Origin of the sequence: Streptomyces sp. SP18CS02, assembly GCF_036322365.1 — a bacterium.
Taxonomy (GTDB): domain Bacteria; phylum Actinomycetota; class Actinomycetes; order Streptomycetales; family Streptomycetaceae; genus Streptomyces.
Map to the genome: position 1 here is coordinate 84,793 of NZ_JAQYXC010000266.1, position 20,999 is coordinate 105,791.

The window sequence follows — 20,999 nt, forward strand, 5'->3', positions numbered from 1 at the left end:
CCGCCGCTGCTCCCGCGGCCGGACACGACCCCCACACGCCCCCGACACGACCCGGACGCGGCGCGGTGAACCGAACGGCGCCGCGCCGCGTATGGAAGGAGGGTCTTCCGTCTCCCCGGGGCCCAGGAGCAGGTGACCTCGTACCGGTACGGCATTGGGGGCCGTGGATGAAGCATGGACGACGCAACCTCCGGCGCACCATCCGGCTGGCGGCTGCCGGAGGTCTGCTCTGCGGCGGCCTCATGGTGACGAACGCCGTGGCGGGGGAGACGACCGGTCGCGCGACGGACGCGGGCGTCCACGCGTCGCCGACCGCCGACCTGGGCTCGCGCCTCGTCGCGCGGCTCGGCGCGTCCCGCACCGCGGGAAACTGGACGGACGCGCGGGGGCGCCCCGTCGTCGCGGTGACGGACGAGGAAGCGGCGGCCGAGGTCCGGCGGGCGGGGGCCCGCGCCGAGATCAAGCGGCACAGCATGCGGGACCTGCGCTCGGCCACCGAGACCCTGAGCAAGGCCCCCCGGGTGCCCGGCACCGCCTGGGCGATGGACTACGCCGCCAACCGGGTGGCGGTGTACGCCGACAGCTCCGTCTCCGCCGCCGACTGGTCCCGTATGACCGATGTGGTCGGGCGGACCGGGGGCGCCGCGCACATGGAAAGGACCGGGGGCTCCTTCACCACCCGGCTGAACGGCGCCGCCCCGATGCTCAACGGCGGCGGCCGCTGCTCCGCCGGCTTCAACGTGACCGACGGCCGGGACAACTTCGTGCTGACGGCCGGGCACTGCGGCCCCGTCGGCACGTCCTGGTTCCCGGACCAGCGGGGCCTGGAGCGCTTCGGCACGACGGTCGCCAGCAGCTTTCCCGGCGCCGACTTCTCCCTCATCCGGTACGAGGACGCCGACGCCTTCGACGGTACGGGCCGGGTGGACGTCGGCGGGGGCCAGGCCGTGGCGATCGTCGGCGCGGCCGAACCCTTCGTCGGCCAGGAGGTCTTCCGCAGCGGCAGCACCACCGGGCTGCGCTCGGGAAAGGTGACGGCGTTGAACGCGACGGTCAACTACCGCGAGGGCACGGTCAGCGGCCTGATCCAGACCACGGTGTGCGCCGAGTCCGGGGACAGCGGCGGCCCGCTCCTGGCGCAGGGCCTGGCGCTCGGCGTGACCTCGGGCGGCACCGGGGACTGCACCAGCGGGGGGATGACGTTCTTCCAGCCCGCCACCACGGCGCTCTCCGCCCTCGGCGTACGGCTGATCGGCGGCGGCACGACCACCGGGGACGCCAGCGGCGCCACCGCCGGGGGTGCCACCGGCTCGGTCGTCGCACCTCCGGCGGTGGTCCCGCCGGGCGGACGGGGGTCCTTCGCCTCGTTCACCTCGATCGCCGGTCTGCGGCCCCTGGTGCCGGGGCTGCTGGTCATCACCGTCAGCCTGATCGGACTGCTGGCCGTCCGCTGGTTCCTCTCCGACCGGGCCGACCGGCGCCGCTACCGCAGGCAGTACGCCCAGAGCTGGGGCTGACCGCCGGGAACGGCCCGGTACGCCCCCGTACCACCGCGCCCCCTCGGGTACCCGGTCACCCCAGCAGGCGGTAGCGCCTCTCCGGGCGGCCCGCGCCCCCGTACCGCAGTGTGACCTCGGCCCGACCGGTGTCCGCGAAGTACTCCAGGTAGCGGCGGGCGCTCACCCTGGACAGCGCCCCCGCCTGCGCGCACTCCGTCGCCGACAGGCCCGAGGGGTGGGCGCGCAGGATGCGCTCGACCAGCTCCGCCGTGTGCGCGGCCAGGCCCTTGGGGAGCTCCCGCGAGCCGGGTGGACGCGTGCCGAAGAGATGGTCGACGTCCTCCTGGCGTGCCTCACCCAGCTCGTCCAGACGCGTACGCAGCGAGGCCACGTGCAGCAGCTGCTCCCGCAGCGCCGCCTGGGTGAACGGCTTGATCAGATAGTGCAGGGCCCCGGCCCGCAACGCCGAACGGACCGTCCCCGCGTCCCGGGCGGCCGTGATGAACAGCGCGTCGGCGCAGCCGCGCTCCCGGTCGCTCTCCTCGGCGGCCCGCAGGGCCCGTAGCACGCCGATGCCGTCCATGTCGGGCAGGTAGATGTCCAGCAGGACCAGATCGGGACGCAGTTCCTCGGCGGCGCGCAGCGCTTCGGCTCCGCTGTGCGCCACCCCTACGACCGTGAAGCCGTCGACCGCCGACACATAGCGGCTGTGCAGCCTGGCGACCATGAAGTCGTCGTCCACCACCAGCACCTTCGTCACGGCGCCACGCTAGGTCGCGACCGCAACGACCACAACGTCCGTTGATTGCGGAAGGGAGACAGGTTCTTAACGTGCGGGCAACATGTGGGCCACTTCTCCACGCGTGGCCCGTTGGCCACGCGTCGCCCGGGACCAGGCACCGCCCAGGACCAGGCGCCGTCCGCGACGGCGCACGCCCGCGACGGCGCCCGCCCCGGAACGACGCGGGCCCGGAGCGACGCCCGGAACGACGCACGCTCCGGAACGGGTGATGCCCGAACACGGCATGCCCGGACGGCGCGTGCCCAGACCGAAAGGCGGCACCCGTGCGATCGCGTACCCCCCTCGCCCTTCTCGGGTCGGCGCTGCTGGTGCTCGTGGGGCCGCCGCTGCTCAGCGCGGGCGGCGGCTCCGACACCGGCACCCGGATTCCCGGCCTGCGCTTCATGGTGCCCAACAGCCCCGGCGGCGGCTACGACATCACGGCGCGCACCGCGGCCAAGAACGCCGAGGACGCGGGCCTCACCCATGGCATCGAGGTCTTCAACCTGCCGGGCGCGGGCGGCACGGTCGGCCTGACCCGCCTCGTCGGCGAGCACGGCAACGGCAGGCTCGCGATGAGCATGGGCCTCGGCGTCGTCGGAGCCGTCCACACCAACAAGTCGCCCAGGACGCTCGCCGACACCACCCCGATCGCCCGGCTCACCGAGGAGCAGGACATCGTGGTCGTCGGCAAGGACTCCCCGTACCGGACCATCCAGGACCTCCTGGCCGCCTGGAGGAAGGACCCCGGCAAGCTGCCCGTCGGCGGCGGATCGTCGCCCGGCGGCCCCGACCACCTCGCGCCCATGCTGATGGCGCAGGCGGCCGGCATCCCGCCCAAGTCGGTCAACTACATCCCCTTCGACGGCGGCGGCGAGCTGCTCGCCTCGATCCTCGGCGACAAGGTCGCCTTCGGGGTCTCCGGCGTCGGCGAGTACCTCGACCAGATCGAGGCGGGGGAGCTGCGGCTGCTCGCCGTCACCGGCCCCGAGCGCGTGCCCGGACTCGACGCCCCCACCCTGCGCGAGGCGGGCCTGGACACCGAGTTCACCAACTGGCGCGGCATCGTCGCCCCGCCCGGCCTCTCCGCCGCCGAACGCGACAAGCTCATCGGCCTCGTCCGCGAGCTGCACGACTCGAAGCAGTGGCGGGACTCCATGAGGAAGAACGGCTGGAGCGACGCCTTCCTGACCGGCGACGAGTTCGGCGACTTCCTCGACGAGCAGGACACCCGCGTCGACTCCGTCCTCAAGGAGCTGGGACTGTGAGCACACCGGTCACCGGGCGCCGCTCCTGGCTGCGCGAACACTCCGAACTCGGCGTCGGGCTGCTGCTGTTCGGCATCGGGGTCCTCGTCCTGACCGACGCCCTCACGATGGACGTGGACACGGCCCAGCGCGGCCCCGTCGGCCCCACGACCGTCCCCACGGCCGTCGGCATCGGTCTGCTCGCCGTGGCCGTCCTGCTCGCCGTCGACGTCCTGCGCGGCGGCCGGGGCGAGGCCGAGAGCGGCGAGGACGTCGACCTCTCCGGGCCCGCCGACCGGCGCACCGTCCTGCTGCTGGCCGGCGTCTTCCTCGCCAACGCCGTCCTCATCGGCCCGCTCGGCTTCCCGGTCTCGGGCGCCCTGCTCTTCTGGGGCTCGGCCTATGCCCTGGGCAGCCGCCGCCTCGACCGCGACCCGCTCATCGCCGCGGCCCTCTCCCTCGTCACCTTCCTCGTCTTCGACCACCTGCTCGGCGTCCCGCTGCCCGGCGGCCCGCTGATGGGAGTGCTCTGATGGATTCCCTGAACTCCCTCATCGACGGCTTCGGGACCGCCCTCACCCCGATGAACCTCCTGTGGGCGGCCGTCGGGGTCCTGCTCGGCACGGCCATCGGCGTCCTGCCCGGCATCGGCCCGGCCATGGCGGTCGCGCTGCTGCTGCCCGTGACCTACGGACTGGAGCCGACCGGCGCGTTCATCATGTTCGCCGGCATCTACTACGGCGCCATGTTCGGCGGCTCCACCACGTCCATCCTGCTCAACACACCCGGAGAGAGCGCGGCGGTGGTGGCCGCCATCGAGGGGAACCCGATGGCCAAAGCCGGGCGCGGCGCACAGGCGCTCGCCGCCGCGGCAGGCGGCCACTTCGCCGGCGGCCTGATCGGCACGGTCCTGCTGGTCGCCCTCGCCCCCGCCGTCGCCTCACTGGCCGTGGACATCGGCGCGCCCGACTACTTCGCCATCATGGTGCTGGCGTTCATCGCCGTGACCTCGGTGCTCGGCTCGTCACGCATCCGGGGCCTCGCCTCGCTGCTGATCGGGCTCACCCTCGGTCTGGTCGGGCTCGACCGGATGACCGGCCAGCAGAGGCTCACCTTCGGCTCGCTGCACCTGGCCGACGGCATCGACGTCGTCATCGTGGCGGTCGGTCTCTTCGCCATCGGCGAGGCGCTGTGGGTCGCGGCCCATCTGCGGCGCACCGGCGGCGACGCGATCCCCGTCGGCCGCCCCTGGCTCGCCAGGGCCGACATCAGGCGCACCTGGAAGCCGTGGCTGCGCGGACCGCTCATAGGCTTCCCGTTCGGCGCCATCCCGGCCGGCGGCGCCGAGATCCCGACCTTCCTGTCGTACGTCACGGAGAAGCGGCTGTCCCGGCACAAGGACGAGTTCGGGAAGGGGGCCATCGAGGGAGTGGCCGGACCGGAGTCCGCCGCGTCCGCCTCGGCCGCGGGCACCCTCGTCTCGATGCTCACCCTGGGCCTGCCCACGACGGCCGTCGCCGCCGTGATGCTCGCCGCCTTCCAGCAGTACGGCATCCAGCCCGGCCCGCTGCTGTTCGAACGCGAACCCGATCTGGTCTGGGGCCTGATCGCCTCGCTCTTCGTGGGCATGGTGCTGCTGCTCGCGCTGAACCTGCCGCTCGCGCCGGTGTGGGCGAAGCTGCTGCGCATCCCCCGCCCCTATCTGTACGCGGGGATCCTGTTCTTCGCCGCGGTCGGCGCGTACGCGGTCGGCGGCGAGGCGTTCGACCTGGTCATCCTGCTGGTCATCGGGCTGATCGGGTTCGGCATGCGGTGCTACGGCCTGCCCGTGCTGCCCGCGGTCATCGGCGTCATCCTCGGCCCGGCCGCCGAACAGCAGCTGCGCCGCGCACTCCAGATCAGCGACGGCAGCGTCACCGGCCTGGTCGACACGCCGTTCTCGGTGACCGTGTACGCGGTGATCGTGGTCCTGCTGGCCTGGCCCCTGCTGAAGAAGGTGGTCACACGCCGTCGTAGCGCATCGGCGTGACCTCCCCGCCCCGCCCCGACGGAGGCCGATCACGGGGGGCGGAGGCGGGGCGGACGTCCGTCGCCGGCGCCCCGTCGTCCAGCCGGAAGCCGCACCCCCGCCACGGCTACGGCTTCGGCCACGAGCTCGTGGCACGACGGGTGGACGGCCCCTACGACCGCTTCCGCGAGCCGCTGTCCTGACCGGGCAGACCACCCGCGCGGGCCAGCTCCTCCAGGGCGTCCAGCGCCCCGACGGCCCGCGCCGCGGCCTCCGGGTCCCGTTCCGCCAGGCCGCTGTCGCGGAACTCGTCCTCGTCCAGCCGCAGGATCCGCGAACCGTCCGCCGACACCCACAGGTCCAGGTCGAGGTCCTCGACGAGCACCTCGCCGCCGTCGACGACCGCGGGCCGGGTGATGTCGCAGTACCAGCCCTTGAGGGTGGCGTCGGCGGACCGTACCTCCTTCACGGCGTACCAGCGATCCCGCCAGTAGTGCTCGGTGAACACGTCTCCCGGCTCGAACCGCACGAAGCCGAAGTCCCGCACCCCCTCGGCCGCCCACGGGGCGCGCACCGTGAGACGGTCGCCGTCGTCGGCCACCACCTCCGCCGGGTAACGGATCTTCGTACGGCCCGCCTTGACGAGCACCACCTCAACCGATCGCACGGACATACCGAACCTCCGTGGCGCAGATCTCGTAACCGAACCACCTGTTGATCGCCAGCATCGGCTCGTTGGCACCGTCGTTGCTGGTGTACGCGTCCCGGTAGCCGGCCGCCCGGGCCCGGCGCAGCGAGTCGGCCTTGGCGAGTCTGGCCAGGCCGCGGCCCCGGTAGGCCCGCCTGGTCCCGGTCATGCCCGACATGTAGCGGGTGAGCCCGTCGGTCTCCGCGGCCGTGAAGGCCGCCACCCGGCCGTCCACGGTGACGATCGTGGAAAGGCCCCGGTCGAGGAGCGGGTTGTTCCAGACGCCGGCGATCCAGTCCTCGTAGTCGTCGAGGCTCGCCCCGATGTCGCCCGGCTCGTCCGACGTCGCCTCGGCGTCCGCCTCGTACACCGGACGCGGGTCGTCCTCGTAGTCGGCCGCCGTGCGCAGCTCGACACCCGGCGCCGGCGCGGGCGGTTCGGGCAGCGGGCCGTTCGCCAGGTCGAGGTGCTGGAAGTGCGCCGTGCGCGCCGGGCGGTATCCGCGCCTCTCCGCGAACTCCCGGAAACCGGGCTCGTCCAGCGCCCAGGCGTACAGGTGCGTCGCCCCCTCCGCCGCAAGGTGCTCCTCGGCGGTCCGCAGCAGCAGCGCGCCCGCGCCGTGACCGCGGTGTTCGGGATGGACATGGGGCGTGGCGTACGACTGCCCCGGGACGTCGCTGTCGTACGCGATGCCTGCGTGCGCCGTGCCGATGACCTCCCCGTCCCTCTCCGCGACCAGAACCCGGACCTTCTTCGCCGGGTTGGCGCGCTCCACCCCGAAGCGGATGTACGCGGGTGTCGTCACCTCGAAGGGCAGCACGGCACGACGGACCCGGGCCACGGCCTCGGCGTCGTCGGGACGGAAATCACGGACGATCACAGTCATGGGGCCGCACGCTACGCACCACCGGCCACCGTCGTCTCCCGGTTTTTCCGCCCGCCCCGGACGCCGTGCGCGAGAATCGGCACCGTGACCCTGAAGATCGCCATCGACGCGGACTCCGCGACCGCCCCGTACGAACAGCTGCGCTCGCAGATCTCCGCCCAGGCCCGGTCCGGCCGGCTGCCGGTCGGCAGCAAACTGCCCACGGTCCGCGGCCTCGCGCAGGAACTGGGCCTCGCCGCGAACACGATCGCCAAGGCGTACCGCGCGCTGGAGGCCGACGGGGTGATCGAGACCCGGGGCCGCAACGGCACCTTCGTCGCGGCCGCCGGTGACGCGGCGGCACGCCAGGCCGCGAAGGCCGCCGCCGCGTACGCCACCGAGGCCCAGCGCCTGGGACTTTCGCAGGCCGACGCGCGGTCGGCCGTGGAGGACGCGCTGCGGGCGCGCTACGGCGTCGGCTGAGCCCGGCGCGGGGCATGGTGCCGGTGCGCCGGCGTGCGCCCCGTGACCGCCCGGACCCCGCCCGGCACGCCTACAGGTAGAGGCCGGCGTCCGTGTCCTTCGGCTGGTCCGGGATCGCGGCCGGGCCGTTGCCGCGGCGCAGGGCGAACAGCTCCGCCAGGGTCGCGCCGTCCCGGCCGACGCCCTCCTCGGTCCCCAGCCAGCCCACCGCCTCCGCCCGGGTCAGCGCCCCCACCTCGATCCGGGCCAGGCAGCGGCCCGGCCTGACCACCGCGGGGTGCAGCCGTTCCAGGTCCTCGTTGGTGGTGACGCCCACCAGGACGTTGCGGCCCTGCCCCAGCAGACCGTCCGTCAGGTTCAGCAGCCGGGACAGGGCCTGGCCCGCCGTGTGCTTGGCCTCGCCGCGGATCAGCTCGTCGCAGTCCTCCAGCAGGAGCAGCCGCCAGCGGCCCTTCGCGGTGCCCTCGTCCTCGCCGATCGCGATGTCCATCAGGTAGCCGACGTCGTTGAACAGCCGCTCGGGGTCCAGCACGCAGTCCACCTGGCACCAGTCCCGCCACGAGCGGGCCAGGGTGCGCAGCGCGGACGTCTTGCCAGTGCCCGGCGGGCCGTGCAGGAGCAGCAGACGGCCCGCGATGTCGTCCGGCGTCACCTTCATCAGACGGCCCATCGCCTCGGCCACCGGGGCCGTGTAGTTGGGCCGCACCTCGTCCCACGTGCCGGCGGCGATCTGCCGGGTGGTGCGGTGCGGACCCCGGCGCGGCGACACGTACCAGAAGCCCATGGTCACGTTCTCCGGCTGCGGCTCCGGCTCGTCCTGGGCGCCGTCCGTGGCCTGCTTCAGGATCGTCTCGGCGAGCCCGGAGTCGACCGCGGTGACCGTCACGTCCGCGCCCCGGTTCCAGCGGGAGACCAGCAGCGTCCAGCCGTCACCCTCGGCGAGGGTGGCGCTGCGGTCGTCGTCGCGGGCTGCGCGCAGCACCGAGGCGCCCGGCGGCAGCAGTGTCGCACCGGGCTTGACGCGGTCGATGGTGGAGCTGTGCGAGTACGGCTGCTCGCCCGTCGCGAAGCGCCCGAGGAACAGCGCGTCGACGACATCGGAAGGAGAATCGCTGTCGTCGACGGTGAGCCGGATCGGCAGGGCGTCCTGAGGGTTGGCAGACATGCGCCCCATGATCCGGCACTCGCGCGTTCCCCGCACGGTGTTTTGACGGTGCCGCTGCCCACCGGCCCCGGCCACGACGGCGCAGGTACGGCGGGTGCGGCGGACCACGGCGTACCCCTTGGTGAGGGCCATCGGGGGGTATCGGGGGTGCGGCATGGAGACATGGGGCGTGGGGACCTGACGACATGGGGCGTCGGGCCGGTGAGGGTGTGGCGGGTCACCGGCGGCGCGAAGTCGCCGACGGCGGCAGCCTCCGCGCGGTCGAGGGGCGGTGGCGGGACCGAAGGCCGGGCGAGCGACGGGAAGCAGGGGGCCGGGCGGGGCGCGCGGCGGCGCGTCGCACCCGGCCGACGCCAGGGGCGGCACCGGCGGTGGCGAGCGCCACCGTCGCTCCCCGCGAGCGCGGGCGCACATGCACGGTCCCGGTTCACGCCGATCCGCCTGCGGTCAGGGTGACTTGACGCCCATAGCGCCGGATGTCGGGCGTCCATGCTGGTCCTGCGGTCGACGGACCGTCAAGTACCGCTTCCCGCTTATTGGCATGGACACTGCAAGCTGCTACCAAATGGGAAGCAGAGATCCTGCTAAAGGGAGGTTCCATGAAACTGTCCCGAGCCGCGGCATTCTCCACCTCGCTTCTTCTCGGTGCCGTTCTCGCCCTCACCGGCGCGGGTGCGGCGCAGGCCGCCCCCTCGGCCGCAGCAGTCGACTACGTAGCTCTCGGCGACTCGTACTCCTCGGGCGTCGGGGCCGGCAGCTACGACAGCGCGAGCGGCGACTGCAAGCGCAGCACCCGTGCCTACCCCCGCCTCTGGGCCACCGCCAACTCGCCCTCGTCGTTCGCCTTCACCGCTTGCTCCGGCGCTCGCACAGGTGATGTCACGGCCAGTCAGCTCGGGCCCCTCGGCTCCGCCACCGACCTCGTCTCCATCACGATCGGCGGCAACGACGCCGGGTTTGCCGACGTCATGACCACCTGTGTGCTGGAGTCCGAGGCCAACTGCCTCGCCCGTATCAACCAGGCCCGCGACTTCGTCGCCACCACCCTGCCCGGCCGACTGGACTCGGTGTACTCGGCGATCAGGGCCAAGGCCCCTTCCGCGCGCGTCGTGGTCCTCGGCTACCCCCGCTTCTACAAGCTCAGCGGGACCTGCGTCGGCGGCCTGAGCGAGAACGAACGCCGCGCCATCAACGACGCCTCCGACTACCTCAACACGGCGACCGCCAAGCGCGCCGCCGACCACGGCTACACCTTCGCGGACGTCGCGCCGGCCTTCGCCGGTCACGAGATCTGCTCGGGTTCCGCCTGGCTGCACAGCGTGAACTGGCTCAACATCGGCGAGTCGTACCACCCGACGGCCTCCGGACAGTCCGGCGGCTACCTCCCCGCGTTCAGGTCCGCCGCCTGAGCGTCACGGCCGGGGCGACGCGGAACCGGCCGGTGACGAGCCCCCGTCCGCGGGGGTCTCCTCCTCGCAGGTGACCGAGAAGCCGATCCAGTCGGAACGCGCCTCGACCGGGCTCCGGACCTCCACCCGGACCCGGTCGTCGTGCGTCCCGCCGCCGTAACGGGCCGGCGGCGTGTGCCCGATCCGCTTCCCCCCGGTGTCGTCCGGGCCGAACACCACGGTCCGCCAGGCCGCTTCCCCGTCCCCGTCCCCTCCGCTCTCCGTGACCCACCGGTAGGCCACCGTGGCGGGCGGGCGCCCCACCGTCACCGTCGCGCCGAACGCGGGAGCCCGTTCCGCGGGCGGCGGGCAGATGCCGCGGTATCCGTCCCGCACGGCCTCGACGCGCACCCGCACCCACGACGGGGCGGCCGGCGAGCCCGACGAACCGCCCCCGCTGCCCCTTCCGCCGTCGGCGCCGCCGTCCCGCAGCAGCGCGTACGCCAGTCCGCCGACCGCCGGCAGCAGCGCGGCGACGCCCGCCGCCAGGGCGACGGCCGCCCGTCGCGCGTGGCCGGACGCGGACCTCCCGCCCGGAGCGGGGGACGGCGCGGCGGCGCGTCGACCCCCGTACGCGCCGCCCGCCGGGCCCTCCGCCGTCGGGGCCGTACGGGCGCCGCCGGCGGCCCTGACCGGGGCCGTCCGGGCACCGCCGCCCGTTCCCACGGCCCGCAGTCGTCCCTCGGCCTCCTCGGCCGACAGCCGCTCGGCCGGGTCCTTGCGCAGCAGTCCCTCGATCACCGGGGCCAGTTCGCCCGCCCGGCGCGGCGAGGGCGGCTCCTCGTCGACCACGGCGCGCAAGGTGCTCAACGGGGTGCTCCGGCGGAACGGTGACCTCCCCTCCACCGCCGCGTACAGCAGTACGCCCAGCGACCACAGATCCGCCTCCGGGCCCGGGGGACGGCCCAACGCCGTTTCCGGAGCCGCGAATTCGGGCGAGCCGGTCAGCCCGCCCGGCACGGTCGGGCCGGACGCCCCCGCCACCCGCGCGATGCCGAAGTCCGTCAGTACCACCCGGCCGTCGTTGGCCAGCAGCACGTTGCCCGGCTTCACGTCCCGGTGCAGCACCCCGGCCGCGTGCCCGGCCCGCAGCGCCGCCAGGACCTCCGCCCCGATGTGCCCGGCCCGCCGGGGCGGCATCGGACCCTCCGAGTCGAGCGTCTCGGAGAGCGCCAGCCCGCGTACCAGCTCCATCACGATCCACGGCCGACCGTCCTCGGCCGCCACGTCGTGGACGGTGACCGCGTTGCGGTGCGGGATCCGCGCGGCGGCCCAGGCCTCCCGCTCCAGCCGCGTGTACAGCCGCTGCCGCTCCGCCGCGGTGAGCCCGGAGGGGGCCCGGATCTCCTTGACGGCGACCTCGCGGGCCAGCACCTCGTCCCGGGCGCGCCACACGACGCCCATGCCGCCCTCACCGAGCGGACCGAGCAGTCGGTAACGCCCTGCCACGATCCGTCCGTCGCCCGGCGGTGCACTCATGGGGCATCCCCCTTCGCGGTGGGGCGTCGCGCTACGGCGTAAATCACTCCAAGTTAGCTCAACCCGGCCTGCATGCCGCCCCCTTGGACACCATCCCCTCACCAGCAGACCTAAGGCTGTCCAACTCACCCTGGAATCGGTCAGATTCGGAGAGTAATCGCCAACCCTCGTATGTGTGTGGTGAATCCCGTCACCGGGATACACGTGTGAGATGCGGGGACGATAGGGTTAACGTGGCCCGGGCCGGGTGCCCTTGTACGGGTGGGGAGTGACATGGAACAGATAACTGTGCGTAGCAGGGCACGTGTGCCTGCGATCACTTGCGGGAGCAGCGCGACCAGCTCGCGACTCGACCGCCATCTCGCGGTGCTGGGCGGTCCCGCCCTTCCGCAGCGCGAGACGGCCGAGGCGACGTCGCTGATGCGCGAACTGACGACACGTGATGTCGCCCACACCCGCACCAGCAAGAGCGCGCGCGTCTCGCTCTTCGCACCGCTGCGCAGGCTGCGCCGCTCGCTCTTCGGCAACCACGGCTGAGCGAACCCGGAGATCCGCGGGGTTCCGACCGGTCCTGACGGGCTCGCGTGCCGTGTCACGCGCACCCGCCCCGCTCACGGCCCGCCGACCGGTCGGCCTCCGTTCCGGCGGCCCGCGCTGTTCCGCCCGGGCCCGCCGAGGGCCCTGCCGCCGCGCGCCGGGCCGCCCGCCGGCCCGGGGCCCCGTTTCCCGGCAGCGACGCACCACCGGCGTCCGGTGCCTCGCGGGGACGTCCCGGACCGCCCCGCGCCCCGCGGATCGGAGCCGTGGGTACGCCCGGCCGGACCCCCGGTCCTCGCCCCCGTGGCAGACCCCGGCCCTCTCAGGCCACCACGCCGTCGCGGCGGAGCACCGACCGTTCGCCCGCGTCCACTCCCAGCTCCTCCAGCACCGCGTCCGTGTGCTCCCCGAGCGCCGGTACCGCACCCATCCTCGCCTCCGGGCCGTCCGGCAGGGTGATCGGCGGCAGCATCGCCCGCAACGGGCCGACCGGCGTGTCCACTTCCCGCCAACGCCCCCGCGCCGCCAGCTGCGGGTGCGCCGCCACGTCCGCCACCGAGTTGAGCCGGGCGCAGGCGATGCCCGCCGTGTCCAGCAGCCCGATCGCCTCCGCCGTCCCCATCGAGGCCAGCGCCTCGGCCACCACCGCGTCGGTCTGCTCGCGGTGCGCCACGCGCGCCGTGTTGGTGGCGTACGCCGGGTCGACGCCCAGCTCGGGCCGGCCCAGCACCTGCTCGGCGAGCCTGCGCCACTCACGGTCGTTCTGCACCGACAGCAGCACCAGTCCGTCGTCGGCCGTGGAGAAGGCGTCGTACGGAGCGATGACCGCATGGGCGACCCCGGTACGCGCCGGAGCCTCGCCCCCGTGCATCCCGTGGTGCAGGGGGTGTCCCATCCACTCGGTGAGGGCCTCCAGCATGGAGATCTCCACGGGCCCGCCCAGACCCGTCGTCGCCCGGCGCAGCAGTGCCGCCAGTACGCCCGAGAAGGCGTACATGGCGGCGGCGATGTCGGCCGCCGGGATCCCCGCCTTGACCGGCTGTTCCGGCGTACCGGTCACCGACACCAGGCCGGCCTCGCACTGCACGAGCATGTCGTACGCCCGCTTGTGCGCGTACGGCCCGCCCGCGCCGTAACCGGAGATGTCCACGGCGATCAGCCGCGGGTCCCCGGCGCACAGCGTGGCCGCGTCGAGGCCCAGCCGGGCCGCCGCTCCCTGGGCGAGGTTCTGCACGAACACGTCCGCGCCCGCCACCAGCCGGCGGACGACCTCGAGGCCCCGGGGGTCCTTGAGGTCGACGGCGACGGACTCCTTGCCGCGGTTGCACCAGACGAAGTGCGAGGCGAGGCCGCCCGCCGCCGTGTCGTAGCCGCGCGCGAAGTCCCCGCCGTCCGGCCGCTCGACCTTGATGACGCGGGCCCCGAGATCCGCGAGCTGACGGGTGGCGAAGGGCGCGGAGACGGCCTGCTCGACGGCGACGACCGTCACGCCTTCGAGCGGCGGTGGCTGCTGAATGCTCATGACAGCCGTACCTATCGTGTACGGGCCATCCTTGTCACGCGGTCCGCCGGGATCGGCCCGGAAGCCGGGCCCCGGGCGGACCGCGGTCAGCGGCCGGTGGCCGCGTACCGACGGACCGCGAGCGGCGCGGACACGGCGAGCAGCACCAGCGACCAGACGAGGGCGCCCGCGACCGGGTGGGCCACCGGCCAGGCGGCGTCGGCCGGCACGGGGGCGTTGCCGAACAGGTGGCGTACCGCCGTCGTCACCGCCGAGATCGGGTTCCACTCGGCGGTCGTGCGCAGCCAGCCCGGCATGCCGTCGGTCGGGATGTACGCGTTGGACAGCAGCGGCAGTATGAACGTGGCGCTGCCCAGCTGGCCCGCCGCCTCCTCGCTCCGCGAGACGAGCCCCAGCAGGATCCCGACCCAGGTCGTCGCGGCACGGAACAGCAGCAACAGCCCGAACGCCCCCACGGCCCGCAGGGCGCCGCCCTCGATCCGCCAGCCCATCGCGAGCCCGACCAGCATCAGCGGCACCATGCCGACGGCGCTCGTCAGCAGGTCGGCCGCCGCCTGGCCCAGCGGCACGGCCGCGCGGCTCATCGGCATCGTGCGGAAGCGGTCCATCACGCCCCGGTGGGAGTCCTGGGCGGCCGTGAACATGCCCGTCATGATGCCGTTCGCCGCGGTGGCCACGAGCAGCCCCGGCACCAGGTAGGCGCGGTACTCGGTGCCCGGCATCGCGAGCGCGCTGCCGAAGACGTAGCCGAAGAACAGCAGGAACACGATCGGCATGGTCTGCGTCATCACGACGATCGCCGGAGCGTGCCGGACGCGCCGGAGGTGACGGCCGAGCACCGCGGTCCCGTCGTGGAGTACGGCGCTCATACGGGGATCTCCCCGCGGGTGAGGCGGAGGAAGACCTCGTCGAGGGTGGGCGCTCGCAGGCCGGCGTCGATGAGGGGCACCCCGGCCGCGTCCAGCTCGCGCACGATCCGGGGCAGCGTGAGCGTCGGGTCCGTCGTGACGGCTCCGACGGTGTTCCGCTCGGAGTCCAGGACCGGTTCGGAGCCGGTGAGCCGGTCGAGTACGACCGCGGCGGCGTGCAGACCCGACGGGTCGGCCACCACGACCTGCGTGTAACCGCCCACCAGGGCCTTGAGTTCGGCCGGTGTGCCGCGATGGGCCGCCCGGCCCTCGTCGATCAGCACGATGTCGTCGGCGAGGCGATCCGCCTCCTCCAGGTACTGCGTGGTCAGCAGCACCGTCGTGCCCTCGTCGGCCAGCTCGCGCACCGCGTCCCAGATGGTGCCCCGGCTGTGCGGGTCGAGGCCGGTGGTCGGCTCGTCCAGGAACAGCACCTCGGGACGGGCGATGAGGCTGGACGCGAGATCGAGGCGCCGCCGCATCCCGCCGGAGTAGGTGCGGGCGGGACGGTCCGCCGCCCCGGTGAGACCGAAGCGCTCCAGCAGTTCATCGGCGCGGGCGAGCGGGGAGCGCAGCAGCTTCGCGAACAGGCGCAGGTTCTCGGCCCCGGTCAGGTCGCCGTCGACGGAGGCGTACTGGCCGGTGACGGCGATGCGGCGGCGCACGGCGGCCGGGTCGCGCACGACGTCGTGACCGGCGACCCGGGCACTGCCGCCGTCCGGGGCGGCGAGGGTCGTGAGCACCCGGACGGCCGTCGTCTTGCCGGCGCCGTTCGGCCCCAGGATCCCGCACACCGTCCCGGCGGCGACCGCGAGGTCCAGCCCCCTCAGCGCCCGCACCTCGCCGAACCGCTTCTCCAGACCTTCACTAAGTACAGCGTACGTAGTTGTCATGCGGTGACCATAGCGCATTACGTACGGTGTACGTAACTAGGATGATGGGGAGGTGATGACCGATGGTGGGCCGAGCGGCCGAACCGGCAGTGATCTGGGCGCGACCCGAGCGCGCGGGGCGCGGCCCCAAGCCGGCGTACAGCCGGTCCGACATCGCGGCGGCGGCCGTGCGCATCGCGGACGTCGACGGGATCGACGCGCTGTCCATGCGCCGCGTGGCGGCCGAGCTGGGATGCGGCACCATGTCGCTCTACAACTACGTGCCGCGCAAGGAGGATCTGTACGAGCTGATGGTCGATGCCGCCAGCGGTGAGTACGAGCTGCCCGACGCGCCGAGCGGTGACTGGCGCGCGGACATGATGGGGCTGGGCCGGCAGACCCGGGCCCTCGTCCACCGCCATCCCTGGCTCACCCGGGTGATGTCGACGCTGTACGGCTTCAGCCCCAATGCCCTGCGCTACCTGGAGTTCTGTCTGGGCTGTCTGGAAGGGCTCAACGTTCCCGCGCGCACCAAGATGGAACTGATCGCGATGGTCAACGCCACGGTCATGAGCACCGTCGCCAACGAGCTGGCCATCGCCGAGCGCAGCCGCTCACTGCCCTGGTCGCCGGAGCAGGAACAGGCGGTGCGGGGCGCGTATCTGGCGCGCGAGGTGGCCGGCGGCGCGTATCCGCACCTCGCCGCGGCGCTCGCCGAGGGGACCGAGCCGGTCGACGCGGACGAGATCTTCGAACTCACGCTGTACCGGGTGATCAACTCGTTCGCACCCGCGCAGCCCTGAAGTCCCACCCTCACGTGCCGGACCGTGCCGTGCCGGGCCGGACCGCCGTCTGTCTGCCCCGGGCCCGCTCACAGCAGCGCGAACTGGCCCTCCGGCCCCTCCTCGGGGTGGTCGAGCACGGAGGCGGGGCGCCGGGCCGCGCCGGGTACGGGGAGCACGCCGGCCTCCCCCAGCTCCGCCCGGCCGACGAGGGGGACGCCCGTCAACTCTGGTCGCTCCCGGTCGAGTTCGGCGAGCAGGGCGAGGACGGTGATCAGTTCGAGCAGTTCGGACGTCCACTCCTGGGGCCAGTCCGTGGGCCCGATCGCCTCCAGGGTCCCCGGCTCGGCGGCGGCCGTACGGCGCTCGAACCAGAGCTCCAGCACCCGCACACCGCCCACGTGGTACTCCCAGGCCCCGGCCGGGACCGGCGCGATACGGCCCGCGCCGATGTGCAGGGTCTCCTCGCCGGGATCGTAGGAGAACGGGCCGGGGCGCGCCGGGAGCGCCGCGCGGACATAGGGGCGGCGGCCACCGGGCAGCCGGGGGCGCTCCCCGCCCTGGCCGCCGCGCAGCTGGACACCCGCCATCCGCCGCCCCAGCGCCACACCGCCGGCCCATACGCCCGGGTCGGCGGGCAGCGGCACCCGGCACCCGGCGGGGGAGGGCCGGGCCGCGGCCAGCGCCCAGGCCAGCAGGTCGCCGGCGGCGACCTCGTGGCCGTACCGCTTGCGCAGCAGGGCGAGCAGCCCCGGCGCGACGTTCGGTTCCCGGCCGCCGGGGCGCCGGTACAGCGGGCGGATGCGGCCCGGCCGCCCGGCCGGGGAACGGCCGTCCGGCAGCGCGGCCGTCACCAGCAGCGCGGGGCCGGGCGCCCGGGGCACGTACCCCTGCTCGACGGCGAACAGCTGCCGGCCGTCCGCCACCCGCCAGAGTTCGGGCCGGGCCACGTCGATCAGCCGGTGGTCCGGGAGCAGCCACTGCTCGTCGAAGGGTCCGTGCGCCAGCCGCACCGGCCGCGGGCACGCCCCGTCCTCACGCGCGAACCGGCCCGTCCCGGTGCGCTGCCCGGGCAGCGCCGCGACCGCACTGCGCGGGGTGCGCGCGCGGGTGGGGCGGAACAGCGCCTCCCGCTCGTCGCCGTCGGCCCGCACCAGCGTGTCCCAGCGGGCCCTCAGAGTCCGCTCGTCCGGGGCGACCACCCAGGCCCGCCCCAGCCGCAGCGGCGCCACGGACCACGGCAGAAGGTCGTCGAGCAGCGGTACGTCCTCGTTCACGCCGTGCATGCTAGGGCCTCTTCCGGAGCGGGCCGGCACGATACGGAAGAAAGGCCCCGAGGGGTGTCCGGCCCGTCGCGCGCGTGGCCGGCGCGATCCGCGCGGGGGGCCCGGGAGCCGGGGCTCCGGGGTTCAGTGCGCCTCGACCGTCACCGTGAACGAGAACCGGTCGCCCCGGTAGCGGATCCGGGCCACGTCCACGACCCGGCCGTCCTCGCCGTACGTGACACCCGTGTAGTGCAGGATCGGCGACAGCAGCGGAACCTGGAGCAGCTCGGCCGTGACCGGGTCGGCGAGCCGGGCCTCGACCGTGTCGGTGATCCGGCTGATCCGCACTCCGACGGCGTCCCGCAGCACCTTCGTCATCGGCCACCGCTCCAGATCGGCGAGGTCGATCCCGGCGGCCACGTCGGCGCGTACGGCGTTCTCCGCCCAGTTGGTCGGCTCGCCGCTCTCCCCGTCGCAGCGCAGCCGCCTGTACGTGACGACCTCCGCCACGTCCGGGAAGTGCTCGACGAGCTCGCCGGGCACCTTCGTCGCGCCGTGCCCCAGGATCGTCGTCCGCTCACCCGACTGCTGGGCCACGATCGCGTCGATCGAGCCCAGCAGCCGTCGCGGAGCGCTGCGCCGGGCGCCCGGCTCGATGAACGTGCCGCGCCGCCGGTGCCGGCTGATCAGGCCCTCCGCCTCCAGCTCCTTGAGCGCCTGCCGCATGGTCAGGACGCTCACGCCGTAGTGCGTGGCGAGCTGTTCCTCGGTGGGCAGGCGCAGGGACGCGTCCGGTGCGCGGCCCAGTATCGAGGCGCGCAGCGACTGCGAGACCTGGTACCAGAGCGGCAGCTTGCGGTTCAGGACCAGCGAGTCGGGGGCGAAGGCGGTCACGGTTACTCCGTACTTACGACACTACGACCGGAAGTGGCGCTCAAGACCCTGCCACACGTCGTCGTAGCCCTGCTGGAGATGGTCCGCGTTCGCGGCCTGGGCCGTGGCCGTCACCGGCCAGCGGGTCTCGAACATGAACGCGAGTCCGTCGTCGATCTTCTGCGGCTTCAGCTCGGCGGCGCTCGCCCGGTCGAACGTCTCCCGGTCCGGCCCGTGCGCCGACATCATGTTGTGCAGCGAGCCGCCGCCCGGGACGAAACCCCCCTCCCCGGCGGTCTTGGCGTCGTAGGCGCCCTTGATCAGACCCATGTACTCGCTCATCACGTTGCGGTGGAAGTACGGCGGGCGGAAGGTGTCCTCGCCGACCAGCCAGCGCGGCGCGAACACCACGAAGTCGACGCCCGCGAGGCCGGGGGTGTCGGACGGCGACGTGAGCACGGTGAAGATCGACGGATCGGGGTGGTCGTAGCTGATGCTGCCGATGACGTTGAAGGTGTGCAGGTCGTAGACGTACGGGACATGGTTGCCGTGCCAGGCGACCACATCGAGCGGGGAGTGGTCGTACGTCGCGGTCCACAGGTTGCCGCAGTACTTGTTGACCACCTCCACCGGTCCTTCCACATCCTCGTAGGCGGCTGTCGGCGCGCGGAAGTCCCTGGCGTTGGCCAGGCCGTTGGCGCCGATCGGGCCGAGGTCGGGGAGCTGGAACGGGAGGCCGTAGTTCTCGCAGACGTAGCCCCGGGCGGTCTCGTCGAGCAGCTCGACGCGGAAGCGCGCGCCGCGCGGGACGAGTGCCACCTCGCCGGGGCCGGCGGCGAGCAGCCCCAGCTCGGTGCGGAGCAGCAGGCCGCCGCGCTCGGGGACGATCAGCAGCTCGCCGTCGGCGTCGCTGAACACCCGGTCCATGGAGGCGTTGGCGTGGTAGAGGTGCACGGCCATGCCGTTGCGCTGGGTGGCGTCACCGTTGCCGCCCAGCGTCCACAGGCCGGCCAGCCAGTCGGTGCCGGGAGCGGGCTCCGGGAGCGGGTTCCAGCGCAGCCGGTTCGGATCGGGCACGGTCTCGGTGAAGGGCGCGCCGCGCAGGCCGCCGTTGCCGGTGCGCGTGAACGGCGGGTGCGCGGCCGACGGGCGGATGCGGTAGAGCCACGAGCGGCGGTTGCCCGCGCGCGGCTCGGTGAACGCGGAACCGCTCAGCTGCTCCGCGTACAGCCCGAGGGGGGCGCGCTGGGGCGAGTTCCGCCCGAGGGGAAGAGCGCCGGGCACCGCCTCGGAACTGTGCTCGTTGCCGAAACCGGAGGAGTACTCCAGCCCTGCGGCCGTCTTCCTCGCCTGCTCGGTGCTGCCCATGGTCATCGCCCGCTCCTGCCGCTTCAACCCGCTCACGGAATCCTATGTAAGACCGTAGGATTCCGGGCCGCCCACGTCAACGGGTGAGCGGGGGGATCGGCCCGAGCGGCCCGGTCCAGCCCGATCCGGTCGGGGGCCGAGGCGTCGAGGCGGCGAAGGGCCGGAGTGGAGGAGGGGGCGGTGCGCGGCTTGGACGATTCCCGTGCGCGGGGGGTTCCAAGAGATGAGCATCGCTCTACTCTCGTGCGCCACACCGATGACGTGCCCGGTGACGACGGCGACCTGGAGGGGCACGAGGCCGCCGGGGACTGCGATCGCCCACGACTTAATCGTGCCGGTGCCCAGCCCCCGGGTCCGCCCGGCGCGGCGTGAACCCGCCAGCCGCGACCGGGACCGCACGCGGAAGGGCATGATGGAAGGCGTGCCTCAGCCCCTCTCGCTCCGCCGTACGCCCGTCCAGCAGCGCAGCGCCGAGCGCCTGGCCCGGATCCTCGACGCCTGCGCCGAGCTCCTGGAGGAGACCGGCTACGAGGACCTGAGCACCCGCGCCGTGGCCGAGCGCGCCGGAGTCCCGATCGGCTCGGTCTACCGCTTCTTCTCCAACAAGCGCGCCATGGCCGCCGCCCTCGCCCACCGCAACCTCGACAGCTACGCCGAGCGCATCGGCGCCCGCCTCGCGGCGCTCCCCGGCATCGACGCGTACGGCGCCATCGACGCCGTGCTCGACGAGTACATCGCCATGAAGCGCACCGTCCCCGGCTTCGCGCTCGTCGACTTCGGCGTGCCCGGTCCCGTGCCCCCGCCCGCCGAGACGTCCACCCCCGCAGCGGTCTCCATCCCCGCACCCGCCTCCGCCCCTGTCCCCGAGGGGCCCTCCGCCTCCCCGGAGCCCCCCGCCCCCGACGAGCCCTCCGCCACCGCCGAGGCCCCCGCGCCCGACGAGGCCCCAGTGCCCGACCGGGACCCCAACCACCTCGTCGCCGACCGGCTCTGCGAGTTGCTCGCCACCCACCTCGGCCGTACCGCCGACTCCACGCTGCGGCGCAAGGTCCTCGTCGGTGTCGAGGCCACCGACGCCCTGCTCCAACTCGCCTTCCGGACCAGCCCGGCAGGCGATCCGGGGCTCATCGCCGAGACGCGCCGGCTGCTCCACGCCTATCTCGCGCCCGTCCTGGGCTGAGGCATCGCCGCCGTCCGTACCGGTCGGTA

Annotated in this window: 20 protein-coding genes; 9 read left to right on the plus strand and 11 right to left on the minus strand. The window is 73.7% G+C overall.

What is annotated here, in order from left to right:
* Positions 1 to 167 precede the first annotated feature (167 nt).
* Entirely contained in the window at positions 168 to 1,517 is a 1,350-nt protein-coding gene (locus tag PUR26_RS08160; protein ID WP_329870652.1) for a S1 family peptidase, read from the plus strand.
* 55 nt (positions 1,518 to 1,572) lie between these two features.
* Here the strand turns inward: PUR26_RS08160 and PUR26_RS08165 are convergent, their stop codons facing one another.
* Positions 1,573 to 2,259, minus strand: coding sequence for a response regulator (locus PUR26_RS08165; protein ID WP_329870653.1), 687 nt, complete (start codon positions 2,257 to 2,259; stop codon positions 1,573 to 1,575).
* A gap of 305 nt (positions 2,260 to 2,564) precedes the next feature.
* On the opposite strand from PUR26_RS08165, the gene PUR26_RS08170 reads away from it, so the two are divergent.
* The 3 genes from PUR26_RS08170 to PUR26_RS08180 are packed head-to-tail and all read left to right on the plus strand — an operon-like array spanning position 2,565 to position 5,556.
* Positions 2,565 to 3,548, plus strand: coding sequence for a Bug family tripartite tricarboxylate transporter substrate binding protein (locus PUR26_RS08170; protein WP_329870655.1), 984 nt, complete (start codon positions 2,565 to 2,567; stop codon positions 3,546 to 3,548).
* Entirely contained in the window at positions 3,545 to 4,060 is a 516-nt protein-coding gene (locus PUR26_RS08175) for a tripartite tricarboxylate transporter TctB family protein (protein ID WP_329870657.1), read from the plus strand. Before PUR26_RS08170 ends, PUR26_RS08175 begins: the two co-directional genes overlap by 4 nt.
* Positions 4,060 to 5,556 carry a tripartite tricarboxylate transporter permease gene (locus PUR26_RS08180; protein WP_329870658.1) on the plus strand — a complete coding sequence of 499 codons (1,497 nt, stop codon included), beginning with the start codon at positions 4,060 to 4,062 and terminating at the stop codon, positions 5,554 to 5,556. Before PUR26_RS08175 ends, PUR26_RS08180 begins: the two co-directional genes overlap by 1 nt.
* 151 nt (positions 5,557 to 5,707) lie before the next feature.
* Here PUR26_RS08180 and PUR26_RS08185 read toward each other — a convergent pair whose 3' ends face one another.
* Positions 5,708 to 6,208 (minus strand): DUF402 domain-containing protein, encoded by a 501-nt coding sequence (locus tag PUR26_RS08185; RefSeq protein ID WP_329870659.1) that lies wholly within the window; start codon positions 6,206 to 6,208, stop codon positions 5,708 to 5,710.
* Positions 6,189 to 7,109, minus strand: a complete 921-nt coding sequence (locus tag PUR26_RS08190) for a GNAT family N-acetyltransferase (RefSeq protein WP_329870660.1) — start codon at positions 7,107 to 7,109, stop codon at positions 6,189 to 6,191. Before PUR26_RS08190 ends, PUR26_RS08185 begins: the two co-directional genes overlap by 20 nt.
* Before the next feature lie 84 nt (positions 7,110 to 7,193).
* Here PUR26_RS08190 and PUR26_RS08195 point away from each other — a divergent pair, with 84 nt between their 5' ends.
* On the plus strand, positions 7,194 to 7,571 hold the full coding sequence (locus PUR26_RS08195) for a GntR family transcriptional regulator (RefSeq protein ID WP_329870662.1): 378 nt from the start codon (positions 7,194 to 7,196) through the stop codon (positions 7,569 to 7,571).
* A gap of 70 nt (positions 7,572 to 7,641) precedes the next feature.
* On the opposite strand, the gene PUR26_RS08200 is transcribed toward PUR26_RS08195, so the two are convergent.
* The gene (locus PUR26_RS08200) at positions 7,642 to 8,736 is read right to left on the minus strand and encodes a DUF5925 domain-containing protein (RefSeq protein ID WP_329870664.1); all 1,095 of its coding nucleotides are present in this window, start codon (positions 8,734 to 8,736) and stop codon (positions 7,642 to 7,644) included.
* Positions 8,737 to 9,335: 599 nt separating this feature from the next.
* Between PUR26_RS08200 and PUR26_RS08205 the strand changes: the two genes are divergently transcribed.
* The gene (locus tag PUR26_RS08205; RefSeq protein ID WP_329870665.1) at positions 9,336 to 10,145 is read left to right on the plus strand and encodes an SGNH/GDSL hydrolase family protein; all 810 of its coding nucleotides are present in this window, start codon (positions 9,336 to 9,338) and stop codon (positions 10,143 to 10,145) included.
* A 3-nt stretch (positions 10,146 to 10,148) separates the two neighbouring features.
* On the opposite strand, the gene PUR26_RS08210 is transcribed toward PUR26_RS08205, so the two are convergent.
* Complete coding sequence (locus PUR26_RS08210) at positions 10,149 to 11,663, minus strand: serine/threonine-protein kinase (RefSeq protein ID WP_329870667.1); 1,515 nt, start codon at positions 11,661 to 11,663, stop codon at positions 10,149 to 10,151.
* Between the two features lie 273 nt (positions 11,664 to 11,936).
* Between PUR26_RS08210 and PUR26_RS08215 the strand changes: the two genes are divergently transcribed.
* Positions 11,937 to 12,200: a hypothetical protein gene (locus PUR26_RS08215; protein WP_329870668.1), complete on the plus strand. Its 264-nt coding sequence runs from the start codon at positions 11,937 to 11,939 to the stop codon at positions 12,198 to 12,200.
* 322 nt (positions 12,201 to 12,522) lie between these two features.
* On the opposite strand, the gene PUR26_RS08220 is transcribed toward PUR26_RS08215, so the two are convergent.
* From PUR26_RS08220 to PUR26_RS08230, 3 genes are all read right to left on the minus strand, one after another.
* On the minus strand, positions 12,523 to 13,722 hold the full coding sequence (locus tag PUR26_RS08220) for a CaiB/BaiF CoA transferase family protein (protein ID WP_329870670.1): 1,200 nt from the start codon (positions 13,720 to 13,722) through the stop codon (positions 12,523 to 12,525).
* A gap of 86 nt (positions 13,723 to 13,808) precedes the next feature.
* Positions 13,809 to 14,591: an ABC transporter permease gene (locus tag PUR26_RS08225; RefSeq protein WP_329870672.1), complete on the minus strand. Its 783-nt coding sequence runs from the start codon at positions 14,589 to 14,591 to the stop codon at positions 13,809 to 13,811.
* Positions 14,588 to 15,523 carry an ATP-binding cassette domain-containing protein gene (locus tag PUR26_RS08230; protein WP_329870673.1) on the minus strand — a complete coding sequence of 312 codons (936 nt, stop codon included), beginning with the start codon at positions 15,521 to 15,523 and terminating at the stop codon, positions 14,588 to 14,590. Before PUR26_RS08230 ends, PUR26_RS08225 begins: the two co-directional genes overlap by 4 nt.
* A 62-nt stretch (positions 15,524 to 15,585) precedes the next feature.
* On the opposite strand from PUR26_RS08230, the gene PUR26_RS08235 reads away from it, so the two are divergent.
* Entirely contained in the window at positions 15,586 to 16,305 is a 720-nt protein-coding gene (locus tag PUR26_RS08235; RefSeq protein WP_329870674.1) for a TetR/AcrR family transcriptional regulator, read from the plus strand.
* A 68-nt stretch (positions 16,306 to 16,373) separates the two neighbouring features.
* On the opposite strand, the gene PUR26_RS08240 is transcribed toward PUR26_RS08235, so the two are convergent.
* From PUR26_RS08240 to hmgA, 3 genes are all read right to left on the minus strand, one after another.
* Complete coding sequence (locus PUR26_RS08240; protein ID WP_329870676.1) at positions 16,374 to 17,570, minus strand: type ISP restriction/modification enzyme; 1,197 nt, start codon at positions 17,568 to 17,570, stop codon at positions 16,374 to 16,376.
* 123 nt (positions 17,571 to 17,693) lie between these two features.
* Entirely contained in the window at positions 17,694 to 18,443 is a 750-nt protein-coding gene (locus PUR26_RS08245; RefSeq protein ID WP_329870677.1) for a GntR family transcriptional regulator, read from the minus strand.
* A gap of 21 nt (positions 18,444 to 18,464) precedes the next feature.
* Positions 18,465 to 19,790 (minus strand): homogentisate 1,2-dioxygenase, encoded by a 1,326-nt coding sequence (gene hmgA / locus PUR26_RS08250; protein WP_329871045.1) that lies wholly within the window; start codon positions 19,788 to 19,790, stop codon positions 18,465 to 18,467.
* A gap of 412 nt (positions 19,791 to 20,202) precedes the next feature.
* Here hmgA and PUR26_RS08255 point away from each other — a divergent pair, with 412 nt between their 5' ends.
* Positions 20,203 to 20,970: a TetR/AcrR family transcriptional regulator gene (locus tag PUR26_RS08255; protein WP_329871047.1), complete on the plus strand. Its 768-nt coding sequence runs from the start codon at positions 20,203 to 20,205 to the stop codon at positions 20,968 to 20,970.
* The last annotated feature ends 29 nt before the right edge of the window (positions 20,971 to 20,999 follow it).